A 19,160-nucleotide genomic window follows, 5' to 3' on the forward strand; every position below is an offset into this window, starting at 1 on the left:
TGCATGACAACCGATTCTACATATGGGCAGGTCCTTACCCTGCCGCGGCGGCTGCCGTCGACACTCCCCGAACCGGGGGTTCTGGCTACGCATGCGCCGCTGACGGATGTCTTTCCGGGGGCCTTCGCCACGGCCCCGGCCAGTGCCTTCGTGCTGTCGCTCTTGCCGCGTGGCAAGGGGCCGGTGCTTTGGGTGCAGGACTTTCTGTCGCGGCGCGAGAATGGGGCGCCCTATACGCCCAGCCTGCGCGACTTCGGGCTAGAACAGCCGGTGCTGCTGGTCACGGTCAGCCATCCGCGCGACGTGCTCTGGACGATGGAGGAAGGGGCTGCCTGTGCGGGTCTCTCGGCCGTGATCGGCGAGGTGCACGGCGGACCGGAGGTGCTGGATTTCACCGCCACCAAACGGCTCTCGCTTCGGGCCGAGGCCTCAAACGTGCCGCTCTATCTCATTCGCAGCGGCGATCCCGGCGGCTTGAGTGCGGCGCGGATGCGGTGGCGCATTTCCTCGCTGCCCTCACAGGCCCATCCATACGATGCGCAGGCCCCCGGCGCGGCCCGCTGGGATTTAGAGCTGTTTCGCGCGCGTGGCCATGCGCCGGGACGTTGGGTGGCTGCCCATGACCCCGACAAAAGCCAAAGCCCCCGCGCCGCGGATCGTCTCCGTCTGGTTCCCTATGCTGACGATGGAGCGGTGGCGCCGGGTGATAGCCCAATACCGCAGCGTTCCGGGGGATGAGGTGCCGGTCGTCCTGTCGCGCGACGGAACCCATGGGCCGGTGGTCCATGGGCTGAGCGCTGCCGCCACGATGCGCGGGATCGAGGCGGGCGCGCGGGTGGTCGATGTGCAGGCCATTCACCCCGATCTGCATGTCGAGCCTGCGGATCTGGAGGGCGATGAGGCGCTGATCCAGCGGCTGGTGCATTGGGCGCGGCGCTGGTGCCCTTGGACGGCGCGGGATCAGGACCATGGCCTGCTGCTGGACGTGACCGGCTGCACCCATCTGTTCGGCGGAGAGGCCGCGATGCTGCGCGACATCCGCAGCCGTTTTGCGCTACAGGGGCTGACCGCGCGCTGCGCCATGGCCCCCACACCCGGTGCCGCGCAGGCACTGGCACGCTTCGGCTCCGGCGCGCAGCTCTGCGGGGCCGAGGATGTGAGCGCCGCCCTCGCCCCCCTGCCCGTCGCCGCCCTGCGGCTGGATGCCCAGACCACACGGCTCTTGGACCGGCTTGGCCTCAAGACCATTGGCGCGCTCAGCGATCTGCCCCGCGCCGCGCTGATGCGGCGCTTTGCCAGCCTCAAGCCCGATCGCAACCCGCTGATCCTGCTGGACAAAGCTCTCGGCAAGGCCCCCGACCCGCTGAACGCCCCGCCGGACCACCGCCACTTCATGACCCGCAGTCGCCTGCCTGAGCCGGTGATCGACCCCGCCCCGCATCTGCCCGCGCTGGTCGATGACCTCTGCACCCTTCTGGCCCGCGCCGAGCTTGGCGCGCGGCGGTTGCGCCTGACCATCTACCGCATCGACGGCGATTGGCGCGCGCTTGGGGTCGCCACGGCGCGGGCCAGCCGTGACCCCGCGCATCTGCGCAGGCTGTTCGACGGCAAACTGGAAAACATCGACAGCGGCTTCGGCTTTGACCTGCTGACGCTGGAGGCGCTGACCAGCGAACCGCTGCCGCTGATGCAAGACCACCTCGACGGCAAACGCGACCCTTCGGCGGATGTGGCCGGGCTGCTCGACCGGCTCGCCGCGAAGCTGGGCGCGGACAAGGTCAACTGGCCGCAGTGGCGCGAGACCCATAAGCCCGAACGGGTGGAGCAACGTGTCGACGCCCTGCACGGCACGCCTACAGCCGCACCCGCCTTGCTGCGCGAGCGCCCCCTGCGCCTGCTAACTCCGCCCGAGGAAGTGCGCGTGATCTATGCCGTGCCCGAAGGCCCGCCCTCGCAGTTCAACTGGCGGCGCGTCACCTATAAAACCACGCGCCACACCGGGCCGGAACGCATCGCGCCCGAATGGTGGCGCGACCGCCCCGGCACCCGGCTGCGCGATTACTACAAGGTGGAGGTCGAGGGCGGACAGCGTTTCTGGCTCTACCGCGAGGGGGTGATCTATGACGGTCGCGGGGCCGAGCCGCGCTGGTTTTTGCATGGGCTTTTCGCCTGATGCCCGAGCAAGAAGGACATAAACGCCGAACGCTGGGCGAAGACGGTTTTGCCGCCCCGCCGCGGGCGGAGTACGTGGAGTTTGGGCTGGCCAGTTGCTTTTCCTTCTTGCGCGCGGCCTCCGACGCCGTGGATCTGATCGAGATGGCCTATCACCACGGCTACGACAGCCTCGGCATCGCGGATCACAACACGCTGGCGGGCGTGGTGCGGCTGCATGTGGAGGCGGAAAAGGCCCATATCCGCCCCCTGATCGGCGCGCGTCTGGTGCTGCTCTGTGGCACGGAAATCCTCGCCTACCCGCAAGACCGCGCCACCTATGCGCGGCTTTCCACCCTGCTGTCGGCGGGCAAGATGCAATCGGTGGACGGCGAATGGCAACAAAAGGGTGAGACCCATCTGACGCTGGAGATGCTGCAGGGGCATGCCGAGGGGCTGCATCTGATCGTGATGCCACCCGAAAACCTTGATGTCTTTGCCGCTGGCCTGCCGCGTCTGGTGAAAGCGCTGCCGGAGATGCACCATATCGGGGCGAGTTTTCTCTATCGCGGAGATGACCGGGCGCGGATCAACCGCTTAGATGCACTGGCCCGCGCCCATGGGCTGAGGATTTTGGCCACCAATGACGTGCTCTATCACGCGCGCCACCGGCGGCCCTTGCAAGACGTGATGGTGGCGATCCGCGAAGGCGTGATCGTGCCGAAAGCGGGCTATCTCTTGGCCGCCAATGCCGAGCGGCACCTGAAATCGCCCGAGGCCATGGCCCGCCTCTTCGCCGACTGGCCCCATGCCATCGCCGAGACGCGCCGGCTGGCGGACAGGATCACCTTTCGCCTCACCGATCTGGCCTACGAATACCCGCATGAGATCGTCCCCGAAGGCCGCAGCCCGATGGAGGAATTGGCGCGGCTGACATGGGAGGGTGCCGCCCGCCGCTACCCGCAAGGCGTGCCCGAGGCGGTGACCAAGACGATCGAGAAGGAATTCGCGCTCATCTCCGCCAAAAAGATCGCCCGCTATTTCCTGACCATCTACGACATCGTGCGCTTTGCCCGCGAGGAAGCTGAGCCGCCGATCCTCTGCCAAGGGCGCGGCTCGGCGGCCAACTCCGCCGTCTGCTTCTGCCTCGGCATCACCTCGGTCGACCCGGCGGTGCACAACCTGCTGTTCGAGCGGTTCCTTTCCGAGGAACGCGATGAGCCGCCCGACATCGACGTGGATTTCGAGCATGAGCGGCGCGAAGAGGTCATCCAATACATGTACGGCAAATACGGCCGCCACCGCGCCGGGCTCTGCGCCACGGTGATCCACTACCGCCCACGCTCGGCCATTCGCGAGGTCGGCAAGGCGATGGGGCTGTCGGAAGACGTGACCTCAAAACTCGCGGGCACGATCTGGGGCAGTTTCGAGGGCCAGATGGACGATGACCGCGCCCGCGAGGCGGGGTTGGACCTCTCCGACCCCTATCTGCGCATGGTGCTGAAACTGGCCTCCCAGATGATCGGCATGCCGCGCCACCTGAGCCAACACGTCGGCGGTTTCATCCTGACCGAGCGCCCCCTGACCGAGATCGTGCCCATCGGCAACGGCGCCATGCCCGAGCGCAGCTTCATCGAGTGGGACAAGGACGACATCGACGCGCTGCAAATCTTCAAGGTCGATATCCTCGCCCTTGGCATGCTCACCTGTATCGCCAAATGCTTTGATCTGATCGAGGCGCATTACGACCGCCCGCTGGAACTGGCCACCGTCCCGGTGGAGGATCACGAGGACGACGCCACCGGGCGGCCGACCTACGACATGCTCTGCCGGGGCGACAGTCTGGGCGTGTTTCAGGTCGAAAGCCGCGCGCAGATGGCGATGCTGCCGAAGCTGCGCCCGCGGGTCTTTTACGATCTGGTGATCGAGGTCGCCATCGTCCGCCCCGGCCCGATCCAAGGCGACATGGTCCACCCCTATCTGCGCCGCCGTCAGGGGATGGAGAGCGTCGTCTATCCCGCCCCCGGCCCGGCATTTCCGCAGGATGAGCTCTTCAGCATCCTCAGCCGGACGCTGGGCGTGCCGATCTTTCAAGAACAGGCGATGAAAATCTCCATCGACGCGGCACAGTTTTCCCCGACCGAGGCCAATGAGCTGCGCAAGGCCATGGCCACCTTCCGCTCGCGCGGGACGATCGAGAAGCTGCAAGACAAGATGGTGGGCCGGATGACCAAACGCGGCTATGACCCGGTCTTTGCGCAGCGCTGTTTTGACCAGATCAAGGGGTTCGGCGAATATGGTTTCCCCGAGAGCCATGCGGCGAGTTTTGCCAAGCTGGTCTATGTCTCAAGTTGGATGAAATGCCACTACCCGGCGGCCTTTGCCTGCGCGCTGCTGAACTCCCAGCCGATGGGATTTTATGCGCCCGCCCAGATTGTGCGCGACGCCCGCGAGCATCAGGTCGAGGTGCGCGCGGTTGATGTGAATTACTCCGACTGGAACTGCACGCTGGAGCCCTGCGGCGACGGTTTTGCCCTGCGGCTGGGGCTGCGCATGGTGGACGGGTTGCAAGAGAAGGCCGCCGCGCGGATCATGGACCGGCGCGAGGCGCCTTACGCGGATGTCGAAGACCTCAAGTCTCGCGCCGGGCTCGATGCCAAGGCGATCCGCCAGCTTGCCGCCGCCGACACGATGCGCAGCATGGGGATCGACCGACGCCAAGCGCTCTGGCAAGCGCAAGGGCTGCGCGACGCGCCCGCCTTGCCGATCTTTGACCATGCGGAGGCCGCGTCTCAGGGGCCGGAGCCGGAGGTCACCTTGCCGGTGATGCCGAAGGCCGAACAGGTCGTGGCCGACTACCAAACGCTGCGCCTGTCGCTGAAGGCGCATCCGATGTCCTTTTACCGCTCCAGCCTCGCCGCGCAGGGGTTTGCTTCGGCCCGCGATTTGGGGCGAATGGGCCACGGGCGGCGGGTCAAGCTCGCCGGGCTGGTGCTGGTGCGGCAAAAGCCGGGCAGCGCCAAGGGGGTCTGTTTCATCACGCTGGAGGATGAATGCGGCGTGGCGAACCTCGTGATCTGGCCCAATATGTTCAAGCTTTACCGCCCCACGATCATGGCCGCGCGGCTGCTGGTGGTCGAAGGGCACGTGCAGACCGACGGGCGGGTGATCCATGTGGTGGCCGACCGGCTTGAGGACCGCTCTGACAGGCTTGCTTCGCTGTCGGATGCACCGATGCCCGGCATCACCACGCGGGGCGATCACCCGACCCATCCGCTGCCCGGTCAGGTGGCGATGCATAGCCATCCGCGCGATGCGCGGGTGATCCCGAAGTCGCGGGATTTTCATTAACGAATCTTCATGTATTTGATGAAGTGTGACTCGCAAATAGTTGATACAGAAAGACAACTCATAAATTAACCATCACCAGTTGACCCTGCCAGCCCGCCTCGCTAGCCTGCCCGCAATCCGTTGGGGTGCCGCAAGGCTGAGAGGTGAAAACCGACCCATCGAACCTGATCCGGGTCGTACCGGCGTAGGGAACGGAACCAAGCATCGGCCCCATGCGGCCCGTCGTTTATCCCGTATCCACACGCCCTTGGCCCATCTAACACATGGGGGCCAAATGGCGTTTCAAGCACTGACGATTGCGGGGTCCGACAGCGGCGGCGGGGCGGGGATTCAGGCCGATCTGAAGACCTTCAGCGCGCTTGGCGTTTACGGGGCCAGCGTGCTCACCGCCGTGACCGCGCAGAACACCCGCGCGGTCACCGGGGTTGAGATGATCTCCCCCAAAATGATCCGGGCACAGATGGCGGCAGTCTTTGATGATCTGGCAATCGGTGCGGTGAAGATCGGCATGTTGGGCGATCCTGAAACGATCACCGCCGTGGCCGAGGGACTGGCGGGCTGCGCCGCGCCTGTGGTACTCGACCCGGTGATGGTGGCGAAATCCGGCGATGCGCTGCTCTCTGCTGAGGCGGTGGCGACCCTGCGTGACCGGATGCTCCCCTTGGCCCATGTACTAACGCCAAACCTGCCCGAGGCCGCACGGCTGCTGGACAGGCCGGAAGCCACCGATGAGGCCGCCATGTTGGAACAGGGCCGCGCCCTGCTCTCTGCCGGTCCCGGCGCAGTGATGATGAAGGGCGGGCATGGTACAGGGGAAACCTGCGTCGATCTGCTGATCACCGCAGATGAAACCCTGCGCCTTTCCGCGCCCCGCCAGCACACCGCCAACACCCACGGCACCGGCTGCACCCTTTCTGCCGCCATCGCCGCGGGGCTGGCGCGGGGGCAGACACTGCAAGACGCCGTACAGGTGGCCCACGCCTATCTGCAACGCGCCATTACTGCTGCCGACACCCTCAACATCGGCAGCGGCCTCGGTCCGGTCCACCACTTCCACGCGGTTTGGTCCCATGAGTGACGTCACCATCATCGGCGCAGGCGTTGCGGGGCTTTGGGCCGCGCGGGCCTGTCTGGCGCAGGGGCTGCGGCCCCGGTTGGTCGACCGCAAAGGCACGCCCGGGCCGCATGGCTGTTCATGGTGGGCGGGCGGGATGCTCGCGCCCTTTTGCGAAGGCGCGCTGAGCGAGCCTGCGGTGGTGACCAACGGGCGGCGTGCCGCGGCGCTCTGGTCTGAGATCACCGAGGTCACCCACAGGGGCACGCTGGTCCTCGCCCCGGAACGGGACCGCGCTGAGATCCAGCGGTTTGCCGACCGGACCAAAAGCCACAGCACTTGCGATGCCGAGGCCATCGCGGCCCTAGAACCGGACCTCGCAGGGCGTCATCGGCGCGGGCTGTTCTTTGCCGAAGAAGCGCATCTGAACCCGCGCCAAGCGCTGCATGATCTGTCCCAAACGCTCGCCGCCCAAGGGGTGAAGGTCGAGACCACGCCCCTCACCCCTTCGGAGGTCACAGGCCCGGTGATCGACTGCCGTGGCATGGCCGCCAGCGCCGACCTACCCGGTCTGCGGGCGGTGCGCGGTGAGATGATCTTGCTGCGCGCGCCTGAGATCACCCTCACCCGCCCGATCCGCCTGCTGCACCCGCGCCACCCGCTTTACGTCGTGCCGCGCGGGAACGGAATTTACATGCTGGGCGCGACCCAGATCGAAAGCGCCAGTCGCGCCCAAATGACCGCGCGCTCGGCGCTGGAACTGCTCTCGGCGGCCTATGCGCTCGACCCGCGCTTTGCCGAAGGCGAGATCATTGAGATGGGCGCCGACCTGCGCCCCGCCTTTGCCGACAACCTTCCCGGCATCGTGCAACGCGGCGCAGTGCTGCATCTTAACGGATTGTTTCGGCACGGGTTCCTCATGGCACCGGCCTTGGCAGAACAGGCCGCAGCCTTTCTTGCAACAGCGACAACGGGGGATTTATTTCGTGAAAATTGAAGTGAACGGCGAAGCGCGTGAGGTCACAGCCACGCAGCTTAACGCGGCCTTGGTGGAGCTTGGCTGGGGCGAAGCCAAGGTCGCCACCGCACTCAACGGCAATTTCGTCCCCGCAGGCGCGCGGGGCGCGACGACGCTCAGTGACGGCGACCAGCTCGAAGTGCTCAGCGCCATGCAGGGGGGCTGAGCGATGCGCGATTTCTACGGCACCACCCTGCCCCTGCCGCTGATGCTGGGCACCGCGCGCTACCCCTCGCCCGCGGTGATGGAGGCCGCCTTTCGCCAAAGTGCCGCCCCGGTCGCAACCGTTTCGCTGCGCCGCGAACAGGGCGCGGGTCAGGCGTTTTGGGATATGGTGCGCGGGCTCGGCGTGCATCTGCTGCCCAACACTGCCGGTTGCCATTCGGCGCGGGAGGCGATCACCACGGCACAGATGGCACGGGAGTATTTCGGGACCAATTGGATCAAGCTGGAAGTTATCGGCCATGCCGACACCCTGCAGCCTGACCCCTTCGGCTTGGTTGAGGCCGCCGAGGCGCTTTGCGCCGATGGGTTCGAGGTCTTTCCCTACACCACCGAAGATCAGGTGTTGGCCGGGCGGCTTGTCGATGCGGGTTGCCGGGTGTTGATGCCTTGGGGCGCGCCGATTGGGTCAGGGCTGGGGCTGAACAACCTGCACGGGCTGCGCAGCCTGCGGGCGGCATTTCCGGAGGTGGCCATGGTGATCGACGCGGGCCTCGGCCTGCCCAGCCATGCCGCGCAGGCGCTTGAGATGGGGTTCGACGCGGTGCTCCTCAACACCGCCGTCGCCGAAGCCCGCGACCCCGCTGCCATGGCCGAGGCCTTTGCGCTGGCCTGCCGCGCGGGGGCGCTTGCCGCCGCCTCCGGCCCCATGGGCCAGCGCGATATGGCGGTGCCCTCCACCCCCGTCATCGGAAAGGCTTGGCTATGACCCTGCCGCGTTTTTATCCCGTTTTTGACAGTGCTGCATGGGTTGCGCGGGCGGTGCCCTTGGGCGTCAAGCTGGTGCAGTTGCGCGTCAAAGACGCGCCCCATGACCTGCTGCGCGATGAGATCACCACCGCGCTCGACCTCTGCCGCCAGCACGGCGCGCTGCTGGTGGTGAATGACCACTGGCAACTGGCGATCGAACTGGGGGCCGAGTGGCTGCATCTGGGCCAAGAGGATCTGGACACAGCCGACATCCCCGCGATCCGCCGCGCGGGGCTGAAACTGGGCCTCTCCACCCATGACCACGCCGAACTTGACCGCGCGCTGGCCCTCGCCCCCGACTACATCGCCCTTGGTCCGGTCTATCCGACCATTCTGAAAAAGATGAAATGGACCGAACAGGGCCTCGACCGGCTGACCGAATGGAAGGCGCGGATCGGGGATATCCCGCTTTGCGCCATCGGCGGGATGAGCGTCGCCCGCGCGCCGGGGGCCTTTGCCGCCGGGGCCGATACAGTGGCGGCGGTCACGGATATCACGCTGAATGCCGACCCCGAAGCGCGGATGCGCGAATGGCTCAAGGTAACGGCATGAGCCGCTACGCCCGGCAGACCATTCTGCCGCAGGTCGGTGCTGAGGGGCAGGAACGGCTTACCGCCGCGCATGTGCTCGTCGTCGGCGCCGGAGCGCTGGCGGTGCCGGTGCTGCAATATCTCGTCGGGGCCGGTGTTGGGCAGATCACATTGGTCGATGGCGATGTGGTGGTGATGAGTAACCTGCACCGCCAACCTCTCTACCAAATGAGCGATATCGGCAGGCCCAAGGTCATCGCCGCGGCAGAGGCGATGGCGGCGCTGAACCCGGAGGTGACGCTCACCCCGCGTGCCGAATGGCTTACCCCCGCCAACGCCCCCGGATTACTGGCGGAGTGCGATATTGCCCTCGACTGCGCGGACACTTTCGCCGCCAGCCTAACGCTTTCGGATCTGTCTTTGGCGCAAGGCAAGCCACTGATCTCGGCTTCGGCGCTTGGGCTGTCGGGCTATGTTGGCGGCTTTTGCGGGCCTGCCCCCTCTCTCCGCGCGGTTTTCCCTGATTTGCCGCAGACGGCGGCCACCTGTGCCACGGCGGGCGTCTTGGGCCCCGTGGTGGGGGTGATCGGCGCGGCGCAGGCGCAGATGGCGCTCTCGGTGCTGCTGGGGCTGTCGCCTTCTCCGCTCGGGCAGTTAATGATTTGGGACGCTGTACAATGGCGGATGTCGGGCTTTCGCTTTGATGGCGCACCCGAACCTGCGTCGTCCGAAAATTTCATCGCCGAAAGCCAGATCGCCCCGCGCGATATGGTCATTGACCTGCGCGCCGAAGCGCCCGCGCCCTTCTCAGCCCAAGCGCGCCATGTCCCCCCCGAGGCGCTGCCGGACCTGCCGTTGCCCCCCCACATCCCGCGCATCGTGCTCGCCTGCCGCACCGGCCTGCGCGCGCATCACGCGGCCAACACCCTCCGCGGACGCTGGCCGGGAGAAATCGCCCTGCTGGCCCTGCCCGGTGCCTGACCCTTTCTTGAACAAAACCACAAAATGGAGCCCTTCGTGAAACACATCCTTACTCCCCTCGCCCTGACATTGATCGCCGCCCCGGCCTTGGCCCAAGACAAGATGACAGTCATGCTGGATTGGTTCATCAACCCCGACCACGGGCCGATCATTCTGGCCGAGGAAAAGGGCTATTTCACCGAAGCGGGGCTGGAGGTTGAACTGATCTCTCCCGCTGACCCGAACGATCCGCCGCGCATGGTGGCGGCAGGCCGGGTCGATCTGGCGGTCTCCTACCAGCCGGAACTGCATCTCGCCCAGCGCGAGGGGTTGGACCTGCGCCGCGTGGGCACCTTGGTCGAGACCCCGCTGACCTGCCTCGTGGTGCGCGCCGACGGGCCGGTCAAAGAGATGGCCGACCTCAAGGGCCGGAAAGTGGGTTTCGCCGTGGCAGGCGTGCAAGAGATGCTGTTGGACGCGATGCTGAACCACCATGGCGTGGCCCCCTCTGAGGTTGAACAGATCAACATTGGCTGGTCGATCTCGCCCGCGCTCATGTCGGGTCAGGTCGACGGCGTGATTGGCGCGTTCCGCAATTTCGAGTTGAACCAGATGCAGATCGAAGGCCATGAGGGCCGTTGCTTTTATCCCGAGGCCGAAGGCGTGCCCGCCTATGACGAGTTGATCTATGTCGCCCATGCCGAGGATATGGACCGCGAGATGATCGCGCGCTTCCTGCGTGCCACCGAACGTGCCGCGGCCGATATCGTCAACGATCCGGCTGCCAGCGGCGAGACCTTTTTTGCCTCCGATGCCGAGTTGCGCAACGAGCTGAACACCCGCGCATGGGAAGACACATGGCCGCGTTTCGCCACCCGCCCCGCCGCCGTGGATCATGGGCGCTACGACCGGTTCGAGGCTTTCATGCAGGAAAGCGGTGTGGTCGAGACCGTGATCCCCGCCGCTGATCTGGTGGTCGATGTCACCGCGCAGGCCAAGCCATGACGGCACCCGACTACGGCGATGCCTTTGCCGCATGGCGCAGCGGCGCCGGAGAGGCGTGGCGGGACTACATCCGCCATGCCTTTGTCGAAGAGCTGCGCGCGGGGACGCTGCCACAGGCCAGCTATCTGCACTATCTACGGCAGGACTATGTGTTTCTGATCCATTTCGCCCGCGCATGGGCGCTGGCCGCAGCCAAGGCGGAAACGCTGGATGAGATGGCCGCAGCCAGTGCTACGGTTCATGCGCTTGTTCATGTAGAGATGCCACTGCATGTGGAAACCTGCGCGCGCCAAGGCATCGACCGCGCCACGCTTGAAGCCACGGCAGAGGCACCGGGCAACCTCGCCTATACACGCTATGTTTTAGAGGCGGGCTATTCCGGTGATTTCCTTGATCTGATGGCCGCACTTGCGCCCTGTATGTTGGGCTATGGTGAGATTGGGCTGAGCCTTCGGGGCAATGATGGCCCCTATGCCGATTGGTGCGCCGTCTATGGCGGTGAAGATTACCAAGCGCTTTGCCGGGATGTTGGTGCTTTGATCGACGGCGCATTGCGGCGGCGTCTGAGCGCGGAATGGAAAACACTGCCGCGCGCCAAAACCCTGCAAGAGCGTTTCAATACCGCGACCCGGCTTGAGGTTGGTTTCTGGGGCATGGCGCTTGCGCCCGCCGCACCATGACGGCGCCTGCGATTCATCTGTCGGGTGCGCTGCAGGGGGCCGCTGCCCCCTTGATCGACAGGTTCGATATCACCTTCAGGGCCGGGCAATGGAACGTGCTGCTCGGCCCCTCCGGCGTTGGGAAAACGTCGCTGTTGCGCCTTCTGGCGGGCCTGCCCTCTGCCGCCCGTCTAAACGGGCGCATCGCAGCCGATGACGATCGGCCCCTCGCGCCCCGCGTCGCGATGATGGCGCAGGATGATCAGTTGCTGCCATGGGCGAGCGCCATGGAAAATGTCACCATCCCCGCCCGCCTGCGTGGAGAGCGCGCGGTTCCTGACCGCGCCACTGCGCTTTTGGCCGAAGTGGGTCTCGCCGCCGAAGGGGGCCGCAAACCCGCCGAGCTTTCCGCCGGTCAGCGCCAGCGCGTCGCCCTTGCGCGTACCCTCTACGAAGATCGCCCCGTTGTCCTGCTGGATGAACCCTTCTCTGCCCTCGACGTGGTGACCCGCCTTAAAATGCAAGACTTGGCGGCGCGGCTGCTTTGCGGGCGGACTGTCGTGCTGATTACCCATGACCCTGCCGAAGCCCTACGGCTGGCCGATCATGCGTGGGTCGTGAGCCGCCAAGGGATCACCCCCTGCAGCCTGCCCGAAGCGCGTCCACCGCGCGAGATCGACGCGCCTGAAACCCTCGCAGCCCAAGCCGATCTCCTCCGCCGGATGGGGCTGGCCGCACCCGCGCAGGTCGCCTGATGGCGCATGTGGGGCATAGACTATGGCGCGGCGCGGTATGCTTTGCGCTTGCTCTGGCGATCTGGCAGCTTGTGGTCACCCTCAGCGGGGTGCCGCGCTTCATCCTGCCGGGACCATGGCTTGTCGTGCAGGCGCTGGGCGTGAATGCCGCGCTGCTGTGGCAGAATGCGCTGTGGTCGGCGGGCAATCTGGCACTTGGGTTGGGCGTGGGGATTTTTTTGGGGATTGAGACGGCGATGCTGCTGACCCTTTCGCGCCGCGCGCGCTGGTTGCTGCGCCCGATGCTGGTGGTGGCCCAAGCCGTGCCTGTCTTCGCCCTCGCCCCGGTCATCACCCTCTGGCTTGGCTACGGCATGACGTCCAAAATCGTCACCATCGCGCTTGTCACCTATTTCCCCATCGCCTCTGCTCTCTTCGACCGGCTGATGGCGCTGCCTGCGGGCCTGAGCGATCTATCGCGTCTCTCCGGCGCCAACCGTTGGCGCGAAACGCTGCTGCTGCGCCTGCCCCATGCGGTGCCCGGCCTGATCTCGGGCCTGCGCCTCGCGGTGGTGTACGGCCCCCTCGCCGTGCTGATCGGCGAATGGGTCGGATCCTCCCGCGGCTTGGGGCATCTGATGCTCATGGCCAATGGCCGCGGCCAAACTGCTCTGATGTTCGCGGCGTTGATCGTGCTGGCGGCGCTGTCCTTGCTGCTGTGGACCGCGGTCGAAGCGCTCGCCCGCTGGGCGGCACGACGGTACTATCTGTAAGGGGCCGCGCTATGAATGTGGTGGCGGAGGAGGTGGGATTCGAACCCACGGTACGCTCTCACGCACGCCGGTTTTCAAGACCGGTGCATTCGACCACTCTGCCACTCCTCCGCAGCACGCTCCTCCTAGTGCGCCCTGATTGATTCGGCAAATGCACATTTTCGCGGCCAGACCCCTGCTGCCCCTTGGGGAAATTCGCCGATCTGCCCTGCGCGGCCTTTTCAAGGGCCGCTCGGTCGGGTTACTCTGCGCCAAAGCCCCTTTCAGGGGGGCGAAGGGCGTGCCGATCCAACGGCGCGACATTCTCGCGGGACATGGGTCGCGGCGCGCGACGACAGCAGGCAAGGACATCGAAGGCATGAGCAGGGACAATCAACCGTTGCGCATCAAGAAAAGCCGCGCAGCGGGCTTGGGCGTGGGCATTCTGGCGCTTGGTTTGCTGGCTGGCTGTGAAGGCGGCGATTTCAAACTTCCCTTCGGCGCGAATGAGGGTGCCAGCGCCCCGCGCAGCACCTCGACCAAACTGGTCGAGCGCGATGTCGAAGCGCCTGAAGTGTTCTCGGCCACGGATGAGGGTCTGTGGGACGGTCGCCCCTCGCTTGGCGGTGTCTGGGTCGCGCACCCGGACGTAACCGAACCTGAGCGCGTAATCGTGCGCAATGAGGCCAACGGCAAATTCGTGATCGGCGCGCTGTTCCGCCGTGAGCGGGAACTGCCCGGCCCGAAATTGCAGATTTCCTCGGACGCTGCCGCAGCACTTGGCATTCTGGCGGGCGCCCCGGCCCCGCTGAACGTGACCGCTTTGCGCCGCGAGGAAAGCGCCGCCTCTGAGGAAAGCTTTGAGGCGGAAAACACCGGCGATGCTGCGGGCACGCTTGCCGCCCCTGCCCCCGTGACGGCCACGGCGTTGGAGCCTGCCGCGACGGCGTCGGCCAGCACAGCGGCCAATTCTGCGGCCACCGCCACAGCCAGCACCACCCCGGCGGCCAAACCGCCAGTCCCTGCGGCCCCGAAACCGGCGCGAACGGCGAGCGGTGCCAAACTGTCCAAACCCTTCGTGCAACTGGGCATCTTCAGCGTTGAGGCCAATGCCACCCGCACCGCCAAACAGATGCGCGGCGCCGGCATGGTGCCCACCGTCAAGCAAAGCGCGATCAACAACAAACCCTTCTGGCGCGTGGTGATCGGCCCCGCCACCAGCCAATCCGAACTCGACGCCCTTCTCAAGAAGGTCAAAGCTGAGGGCTTTACCGACGCCTACGCCGTGTCGAACTGACAAACCGGAGGAAATGCTTCCTATGATCCGCCTTTTTGCTGCCGCCGTGGCGCTGGTGCTGACGTTCCAGCCTGCCGCCGCCTTCGATACCCGCGCCACCGCCGCCTATGTGCTGGACCAGACCACCGGCACCGTACTGCTGGCCAAAAACGCGGATGAGCCGCTGCCGCCAGCGTCGATGTCCAAGCTGATGACGCTCTACATGGCCTTTGAGGCCGTGGAACGCGGCAAGCAGAACGGCGGGCTCGACCTTGTCGAAAAACTGCCCGTGTCCGAACATGCCATGTCCTATGGCGGCTCGACCATGTTTCTCGACACCACCGACCGCGTCTCTGTCGAAGACCTGATCCGAGGCATCATCGTGCTCTCGGGCAACGACGCCTCTGCCGTGATCGCCGAGGCGCTGAGCCCAGATGGCACGGAATACGGCTTTGCCCGGCTGATGACACAGCGCGCGCAGCAGATGGGGATGACCAACTCGACCTTCGCCAACTCCAACGGTTGGCCGCAGGCGGGGCATCTGATGTCGGTGCGTGACCTCGGTCTGCTGGCGAACCGGATCATCTCGGACTACCCGCAGTTCTACCCGCTCTTTGCCGAGCGCGAGTTCGCCTTCGATGGCCGCGCGCCACAGAACAAGAGCAACCGCAACCCTCTGCTGGGTCTCGGCATCGGCGCTGATGGGCTGAAGACCGGGCACACCAATGAAGCGGGCTATGGTCTTGTTGGCTCTGCCAAACAGGGGGACCGCCGGGTGATCTTTGTGCTGTCGGGCCTCGACAGCGCCGCTGCCCGCGCGCAGGAGGCTGAATCGGTGGTCAATTGGGCCTTCCGTCAGTTCACACAGCGCGATCTGGGCGCGGCGGGCAGCCGTATCGCCGAGGCGCCTGTGGCCCTTGGCACGACCCAATCGGTCGGGCTGGAACTGAAGGACGATCTGTCGATGCTCGTGCCCGTCACCGGCGGGGATGAGATCGAAGCCGAGGTAATCTACACCGGCCCGTTCCAAGCGCCGATCAGCAAGGGCGACGAATTGGGCGAACTGGTGGTCGACCGGGGCGAATTGCCCGCCATGCGTGTGCCGCTGGTGGCCTCCGCCTCCATCGCGCCGGGGGGGTTCATGGTTAAAATGACCGCCGCCGCGCTGCATCTGATGAACCGCCTTAACGCGGGGCCGCAGGCGACCCCTGACGTGGAAGCGGAAGCTTCGTGACCAGCGCAGAGAAGGCCCGCGCGCCGGGCCTCTTCGTGACGTTCGAAGGCATCGACGGGTCCGGCAAATCCACCCAAGCGCGGCTTTTGGCAGACCATCTGACAGCGCAGGGCCGTGATGTGGTGCTGACCCGCGAACCGGGCGGCAGCCCGGGGGCCGAGGAAATCCGCGCGCTGGTGTTGCAAGGCGATCCCGACCGCTGGTCGGCTCAGACCGAAATCCTGCTTTTCACCGCCGCCCGCCGCGACCATCTGGAGCGGACCATTCGCCCCGCCCTGGAGGCAGGAAAGATCGTCATCTGCGACCGTTTTGCTGACAGCACGCGGATGTATCAGGGCCTGTCGCGCGGTGATCTGCGGCAGATGGTGGACGATCTGCATGCGCTGATGATCGGCGTAGAGCCTGACCTGACCCTGTTGATCGACATGGACCCGGCCAATGGGCTGGAGCGTGCCCTCTCGCGCCAGACGGCGGAGGAGCGGTTTGAGGATTTCGGCGTGGAACTCCAAGCGAAGATGCGGGCCGGTTTTCTAAGCCTTGCCGAAGAATTCAGCGACCGTTTCCAAGTGATCGACGGGGGCCGCGATATTGACAGCGTTGCGCGTGATGTGACCACGACCGTGACCGCCCATTTGGGGTGATCGCCCTGCCCGCTTCCCTCTGCGGCGAAACATGCTAGACCGAGACCATGACAGACGACGCCCCCCAGCCAGACCGTGTGGAAGGTGCCCGCCACCCGCGCGACACGCCGAACCTGATCGGCCAAAGCGCAGCCGAGGCTGCCTTTCTCGACGCCTTTAACAGCGGAAAGTTGCACCACGCTTGGATGCTGACCGGCCCGCGCGGTGTGGGCAAAGCGACGCTGGCATGGCGCATCGCGCGGTTCCTTTTGGCCACGCCCGACCCCGATGGCGGCATGTTCGATCTGCCCCCGACTGACACGCTTGAGATCGACCCCGAGCATCCTGTCGCCCGCCGCGTGGCCGCCGGGGCCGAAGCGGGGCTGAAATCCGTCACCCGCACGCTGAACCCCGACACAAAGAAAATGCGCAAGCAGATCGTCGTCGATGACATCCGCGCTTTGAACGGCTTCTTCCAGATGTCCGCCGCCGACGGGGGCCGCCGCGTGGTCATCATCGACGACGCGGATGAGATGAACCCCAACGCCGCCAATGCCTTGCTCAAGATGCTGGAAGAACCGCCAGAGCGGGCGATCCTGCTGCTGCTGAGCCATCAACCCTCCAGCCTGTTGCCCACCATCCGCTCACGCTGCCGGACGCTGCGGCTTGGCACGCTTGACGCGGACCAGATGGCCGAGGCGTTGGCCGGCTCGGGGGTGGAGGTCGAGGGCGACCCCGGAGCGCTGGCCGAGCTTTCCGGTGGGTCGGTCGGCGGCGCGCTGCGCCTGTCGCTGATGGGCGGGGTCAAAACCTATGCCGATCTTGTGGGGCTGATCTCTTCGCTGCCGCAACTCGACCGGGGCCGCGCCATCAAGCTGGCCGAAGCCGCAGCACAGCGCGGGGCCGAAGCCAAGCTCGACCTGCTTTTTACCCTGCTCGACCTGCTGTTGGTCCGTCTGGCACGTACCGGGGCCACTGGTGCGCCGCCTGCGCGAGCCGCCTGCCCCGATGAGATCGCCGTGCTGCAACGTCTCTCGCCCAGTCCCGCACAGGGCCGCGCTTGGGCCGATGCCGCGCAACAGATATCCGACCGCGCCCGCCACGGGCTGGCGGTGAACCTTGACCCTGCCGCGCTGGTCCTAGATACCCTGCGGCAGATAGGCCAGACGGCGCCGCGATAGCCGAAAGGACAGCATGACCGACACGCCCCACATCACCGACAGCCATTGCCACCTCGATTTCGAGAGCCTTGCCGCCGACCTGCCCGGCGTCATCGCCCGCGCAGGTGAAGCTGGCGTCACACGGATGGTTACCATCTGCACCCGGCTGAAGAACGAGCCGAGCGTGCGGGCAATTGCCGAAGCGCATGATCCGGTGTTCTACGCCGCGGGCACCCACCCGATGTCCGCCGCCGAAGAGCCGCTCGCCTCGGTCGATGAGTTGCTCGCCCTGACCCGCCACCCCAAGATGGTCGGCATCGGTGAGACCGGCCTTGATTACCACTACACCGCCGAGAGTGCGGAGGTGCAAAAGACCTCCCTCCGCATCCATATCGCGGCCGCGCGGGAAAGTGGCCTGCCGTTGATCATCCACGCCCGCGATGCGGATGACGACATGGCCCGCATCCTGCGCGAGGAACATGCGCAAGGTGCCTATTGCTGTGTCATGCATTGCTTCTCCTCCTCCGCTGAACTGGCGCGTGCTGCGCTTGATCTGGGGTTCTACCTGTCGATGTCCGGCATCACCGCCTTCCCCAAATCGCAGGAGCTGCGCGATATTTTCGCCGCCGCCCCGCTCGACCGTATCCTTGTGGAAACCGACGCGCCCTACCTCGCGCCGCCCCCGCATCGGGGCAAGCCAAATGAGCCTGCCTTCACCGCCCATACCGCCCGGCGCGCGGCTGAGACCTTCGGCCTCGACTACGCCGATTTCGCGGCCCGCACGCAGGCGAATTTCGAGCGTCTCTTTACGAAAGCCGCCGCTTGGGAGCCCGCGCGCTGATGGCTGACCTGCGGGTGACCATATTGGGCTGCGGCTCTTCCGGGGGCGTGCCGCGGATCGGCGGCCACTGGGGGGACTGCGACCCGAATGAACCCAAGAATGCCCGCCGCCGCTGCTCGATCCTTGTGGAGCGGGTGACGGATGCGGGCACAACCACCGTTCTGATCGACACCTCCCCCGACATGCGCAGCCAACTTCTCGACGCGGGCGTCGGGCGGCTTGATGCGGTGATCTACACCCACGCCCATGCGGACCACGTGCACGGCCTGGATGACCTGCGCATGGTGGTGATGAACATGCGCGCGCGGCTGCCGGTCTGGGCCGATGCGCCCACGCGGGACGCGCTGATTGAGCGCTTTGGCTATGCCTTCGTGCAGCCCGAATGGTCGAGCTATCCGCCCATTCTCGACATGCATGATATCACCGGCGAAGTCCGCATCGACGGCCCCGGCGGCACGCTCGAATTCGCGCCCTTTACCGTGACCCACGGCAATATCGACGCGCTTGGCTTTCGCTTTGACGATATCGTCTATTTGCCCGATGTCTCGGCCATTCCCGAGGACTGCTGGCCGATGATGGATAACCTGCGCTGCTGGATCGTCGATGCGCTGCGCCGTGACCCGCATCCGACCCATAGCCATTTGGCACAGACGTTGGAGTGGGTCGCCCGCGTGGCCCCACAAACCGCCGTTCTGACCAATATGCATAACGATCTTGATTACCGCACCGTCGCCGCAGAAACGCCGGATCATATTCAACCGGCCTATGACGGGCTGACCCTTCATTTCCCGCTTCCCCATTCAAATTAGGCAACGCCGGGCGCGGGCCTAAGGGTCGGCGCCC

At 65.9% G+C, this 19,160-nt stretch carries 19 protein-coding genes, 1 tRNA gene and 1 riboswitch; of the genes, 19 read left to right on the forward strand and 1 reads right to left on the reverse strand.

Translation table 11 applies throughout. The features are described from left to right. The first annotated feature begins 3 nt into the window (after positions 1-3). From A3722_RS10535 to A3722_RS10595, 13 genes are all read left to right on the forward strand, one after another. Entirely contained in the window at positions 4-738 is a 735-nt protein-coding gene (locus tag A3722_RS10535) for an ImuA family protein (RefSeq protein ID WP_067630839.1), read from the forward strand. Beyond that, on the forward strand, positions 686-2,173 hold the full coding sequence (locus tag A3722_RS10540) for a Y-family DNA polymerase (protein ID WP_067630880.1): 1,488 nt from the start codon (positions 686-688) through the stop codon (positions 2,171-2,173). The genes A3722_RS10535 and A3722_RS10540 overlap by 53 nt, the downstream gene beginning before the upstream one ends. Beyond that, positions 2,173-5,502 carry an error-prone DNA polymerase gene (locus A3722_RS10545; protein ID WP_067630837.1) on the forward strand — a complete coding sequence of 1,110 codons (3,330 nt, stop codon included), beginning with the start codon at positions 2,173-2,175 and terminating at the stop codon, positions 5,500-5,502. Before A3722_RS10540 ends, A3722_RS10545 begins: the two co-directional genes overlap by 1 nt. A gap of 111 nt (positions 5,503-5,613) precedes the next feature. Then, a riboswitch (TPP riboswitch) is annotated at positions 5,614-5,710 on the forward strand. 66 nt (positions 5,711-5,776) lie between these two features. After that, positions 5,777-6,580, forward strand: a complete 804-nt coding sequence (gene thiD, locus A3722_RS10550) for a bifunctional hydroxymethylpyrimidine kinase/phosphomethylpyrimidine kinase (RefSeq protein WP_067630834.1) — start codon at positions 5,777-5,779, stop codon at positions 6,578-6,580. Continuing rightward, positions 6,573-7,553 (forward strand): FAD-dependent oxidoreductase, encoded by a 981-nt coding sequence (locus tag A3722_RS10555; protein ID WP_067628283.1) that lies wholly within the window; start codon positions 6,573-6,575, stop codon positions 7,551-7,553. The genes thiD and A3722_RS10555 overlap by 8 nt, the downstream gene beginning before the upstream one ends. Further along, positions 7,543-7,740: a sulfur carrier protein ThiS gene (thiS, locus tag A3722_RS10560; protein ID WP_067628286.1), complete on the forward strand. Its 198-nt coding sequence runs from the start codon at positions 7,543-7,545 to the stop codon at positions 7,738-7,740. The genes A3722_RS10555 and thiS overlap by 11 nt, the downstream gene beginning before the upstream one ends. 3 nt (positions 7,741-7,743) lie before the next feature. Beyond that, positions 7,744-8,505, forward strand: coding sequence for a thiazole synthase (locus A3722_RS10565; RefSeq protein ID WP_067916119.1), 762 nt, complete (start codon positions 7,744-7,746; stop codon positions 8,503-8,505). After that, positions 8,502-9,098, forward strand: coding sequence for a thiamine phosphate synthase (locus A3722_RS10570; RefSeq protein ID WP_067625738.1), 597 nt, complete (start codon positions 8,502-8,504; stop codon positions 9,096-9,098). The genes A3722_RS10565 and A3722_RS10570 overlap by 4 nt, the downstream gene beginning before the upstream one ends. Beyond that, positions 9,095-10,057, forward strand: a complete 963-nt coding sequence (locus tag A3722_RS10575; protein WP_201722010.1) for a HesA/MoeB/ThiF family protein — start codon at positions 9,095-9,097, stop codon at positions 10,055-10,057. The genes A3722_RS10570 and A3722_RS10575 overlap by 4 nt, the downstream gene beginning before the upstream one ends. 36 nt (positions 10,058-10,093) lie before the next feature. Further along, positions 10,094-11,041 carry an ABC transporter substrate-binding protein gene (locus A3722_RS10580; RefSeq protein WP_067625790.1) on the forward strand — a complete coding sequence of 316 codons (948 nt, stop codon included), beginning with the start codon at positions 10,094-10,096 and terminating at the stop codon, positions 11,039-11,041. Next, on the forward strand, positions 11,038-11,721 hold the full coding sequence (locus A3722_RS10585) for a TenA family protein (protein ID WP_067625742.1): 684 nt from the start codon (positions 11,038-11,040) through the stop codon (positions 11,719-11,721). Before A3722_RS10580 ends, A3722_RS10585 begins: the two co-directional genes overlap by 4 nt. After that, positions 11,718-12,455, forward strand: a complete 738-nt coding sequence (locus A3722_RS10590; protein ID WP_067625748.1) for an ABC transporter ATP-binding protein — start codon at positions 11,718-11,720, stop codon at positions 12,453-12,455. The genes A3722_RS10585 and A3722_RS10590 overlap by 4 nt, the downstream gene beginning before the upstream one ends. Next, a complete protein-coding gene (locus tag A3722_RS10595) occupies positions 12,455-13,207 on the forward strand; it encodes an ABC transporter permease (RefSeq protein WP_067625751.1) in 753 nt (250 codons plus the stop codon). Before A3722_RS10590 ends, A3722_RS10595 begins: the two co-directional genes overlap by 1 nt. A gap of 21 nt (positions 13,208-13,228) precedes the next feature. On the opposite strand, the gene A3722_RS10600 is transcribed toward A3722_RS10595, so the two are convergent. Further along, positions 13,229-13,318, reverse strand: a tRNA-Ser gene (locus tag A3722_RS10600). Between the two features lie 247 nt (positions 13,319-13,565). On the opposite strand from A3722_RS10600, the gene A3722_RS10605 reads away from it, so the two are divergent. From A3722_RS10605 to A3722_RS10630, 6 genes are read left to right on the forward strand one after another with little or no spacing between them, the layout of a single operon-like run. Beyond that, positions 13,566-14,483 carry an SPOR domain-containing protein gene (locus A3722_RS10605; RefSeq protein WP_067625793.1) on the forward strand — a complete coding sequence of 306 codons (918 nt, stop codon included), beginning with the start codon at positions 13,566-13,568 and terminating at the stop codon, positions 14,481-14,483. 22 nt (positions 14,484-14,505) lie between these two features. Next, entirely contained in the window at positions 14,506-15,696 is a 1,191-nt protein-coding gene (locus A3722_RS10610; protein ID WP_067625754.1) for a D-alanyl-D-alanine carboxypeptidase family protein, read from the forward strand. Continuing rightward, positions 15,693-16,337: a dTMP kinase gene (gene tmk / locus A3722_RS10615; protein ID WP_067625757.1), complete on the forward strand. Its 645-nt coding sequence runs from the start codon at positions 15,693-15,695 to the stop codon at positions 16,335-16,337. Before A3722_RS10610 ends, tmk begins: the two co-directional genes overlap by 4 nt. Positions 16,338-16,384: 47 nt before the next feature. After that, a complete protein-coding gene (locus A3722_RS10620; RefSeq protein WP_067625760.1) occupies positions 16,385-17,497 on the forward strand; it encodes a DNA polymerase III subunit delta' in 1,113 nt (370 codons plus the stop codon). 13 nt (positions 17,498-17,510) lie between these two features. Further along, entirely contained in the window at positions 17,511-18,317 is an 807-nt protein-coding gene (locus A3722_RS10625; protein WP_067625763.1) for a TatD family hydrolase, read from the forward strand. After that, the gene (locus A3722_RS10630) at positions 18,317-19,126 is read left to right on the forward strand and encodes an MBL fold metallo-hydrolase (RefSeq protein WP_067625796.1); all 810 of its coding nucleotides are present in this window, start codon (positions 18,317-18,319) and stop codon (positions 19,124-19,126) included. Before A3722_RS10625 ends, A3722_RS10630 begins: the two co-directional genes overlap by 1 nt. Positions 19,127-19,160 lie beyond the last annotated feature (34 nt).

The sequence above is a fragment of the Sulfitobacter sp. HI0027 genome (assembly GCF_001634775.1).
Classification (GTDB): Bacteria; Pseudomonadota; Alphaproteobacteria; order Rhodobacterales; family Rhodobacteraceae; genus Sulfitobacter.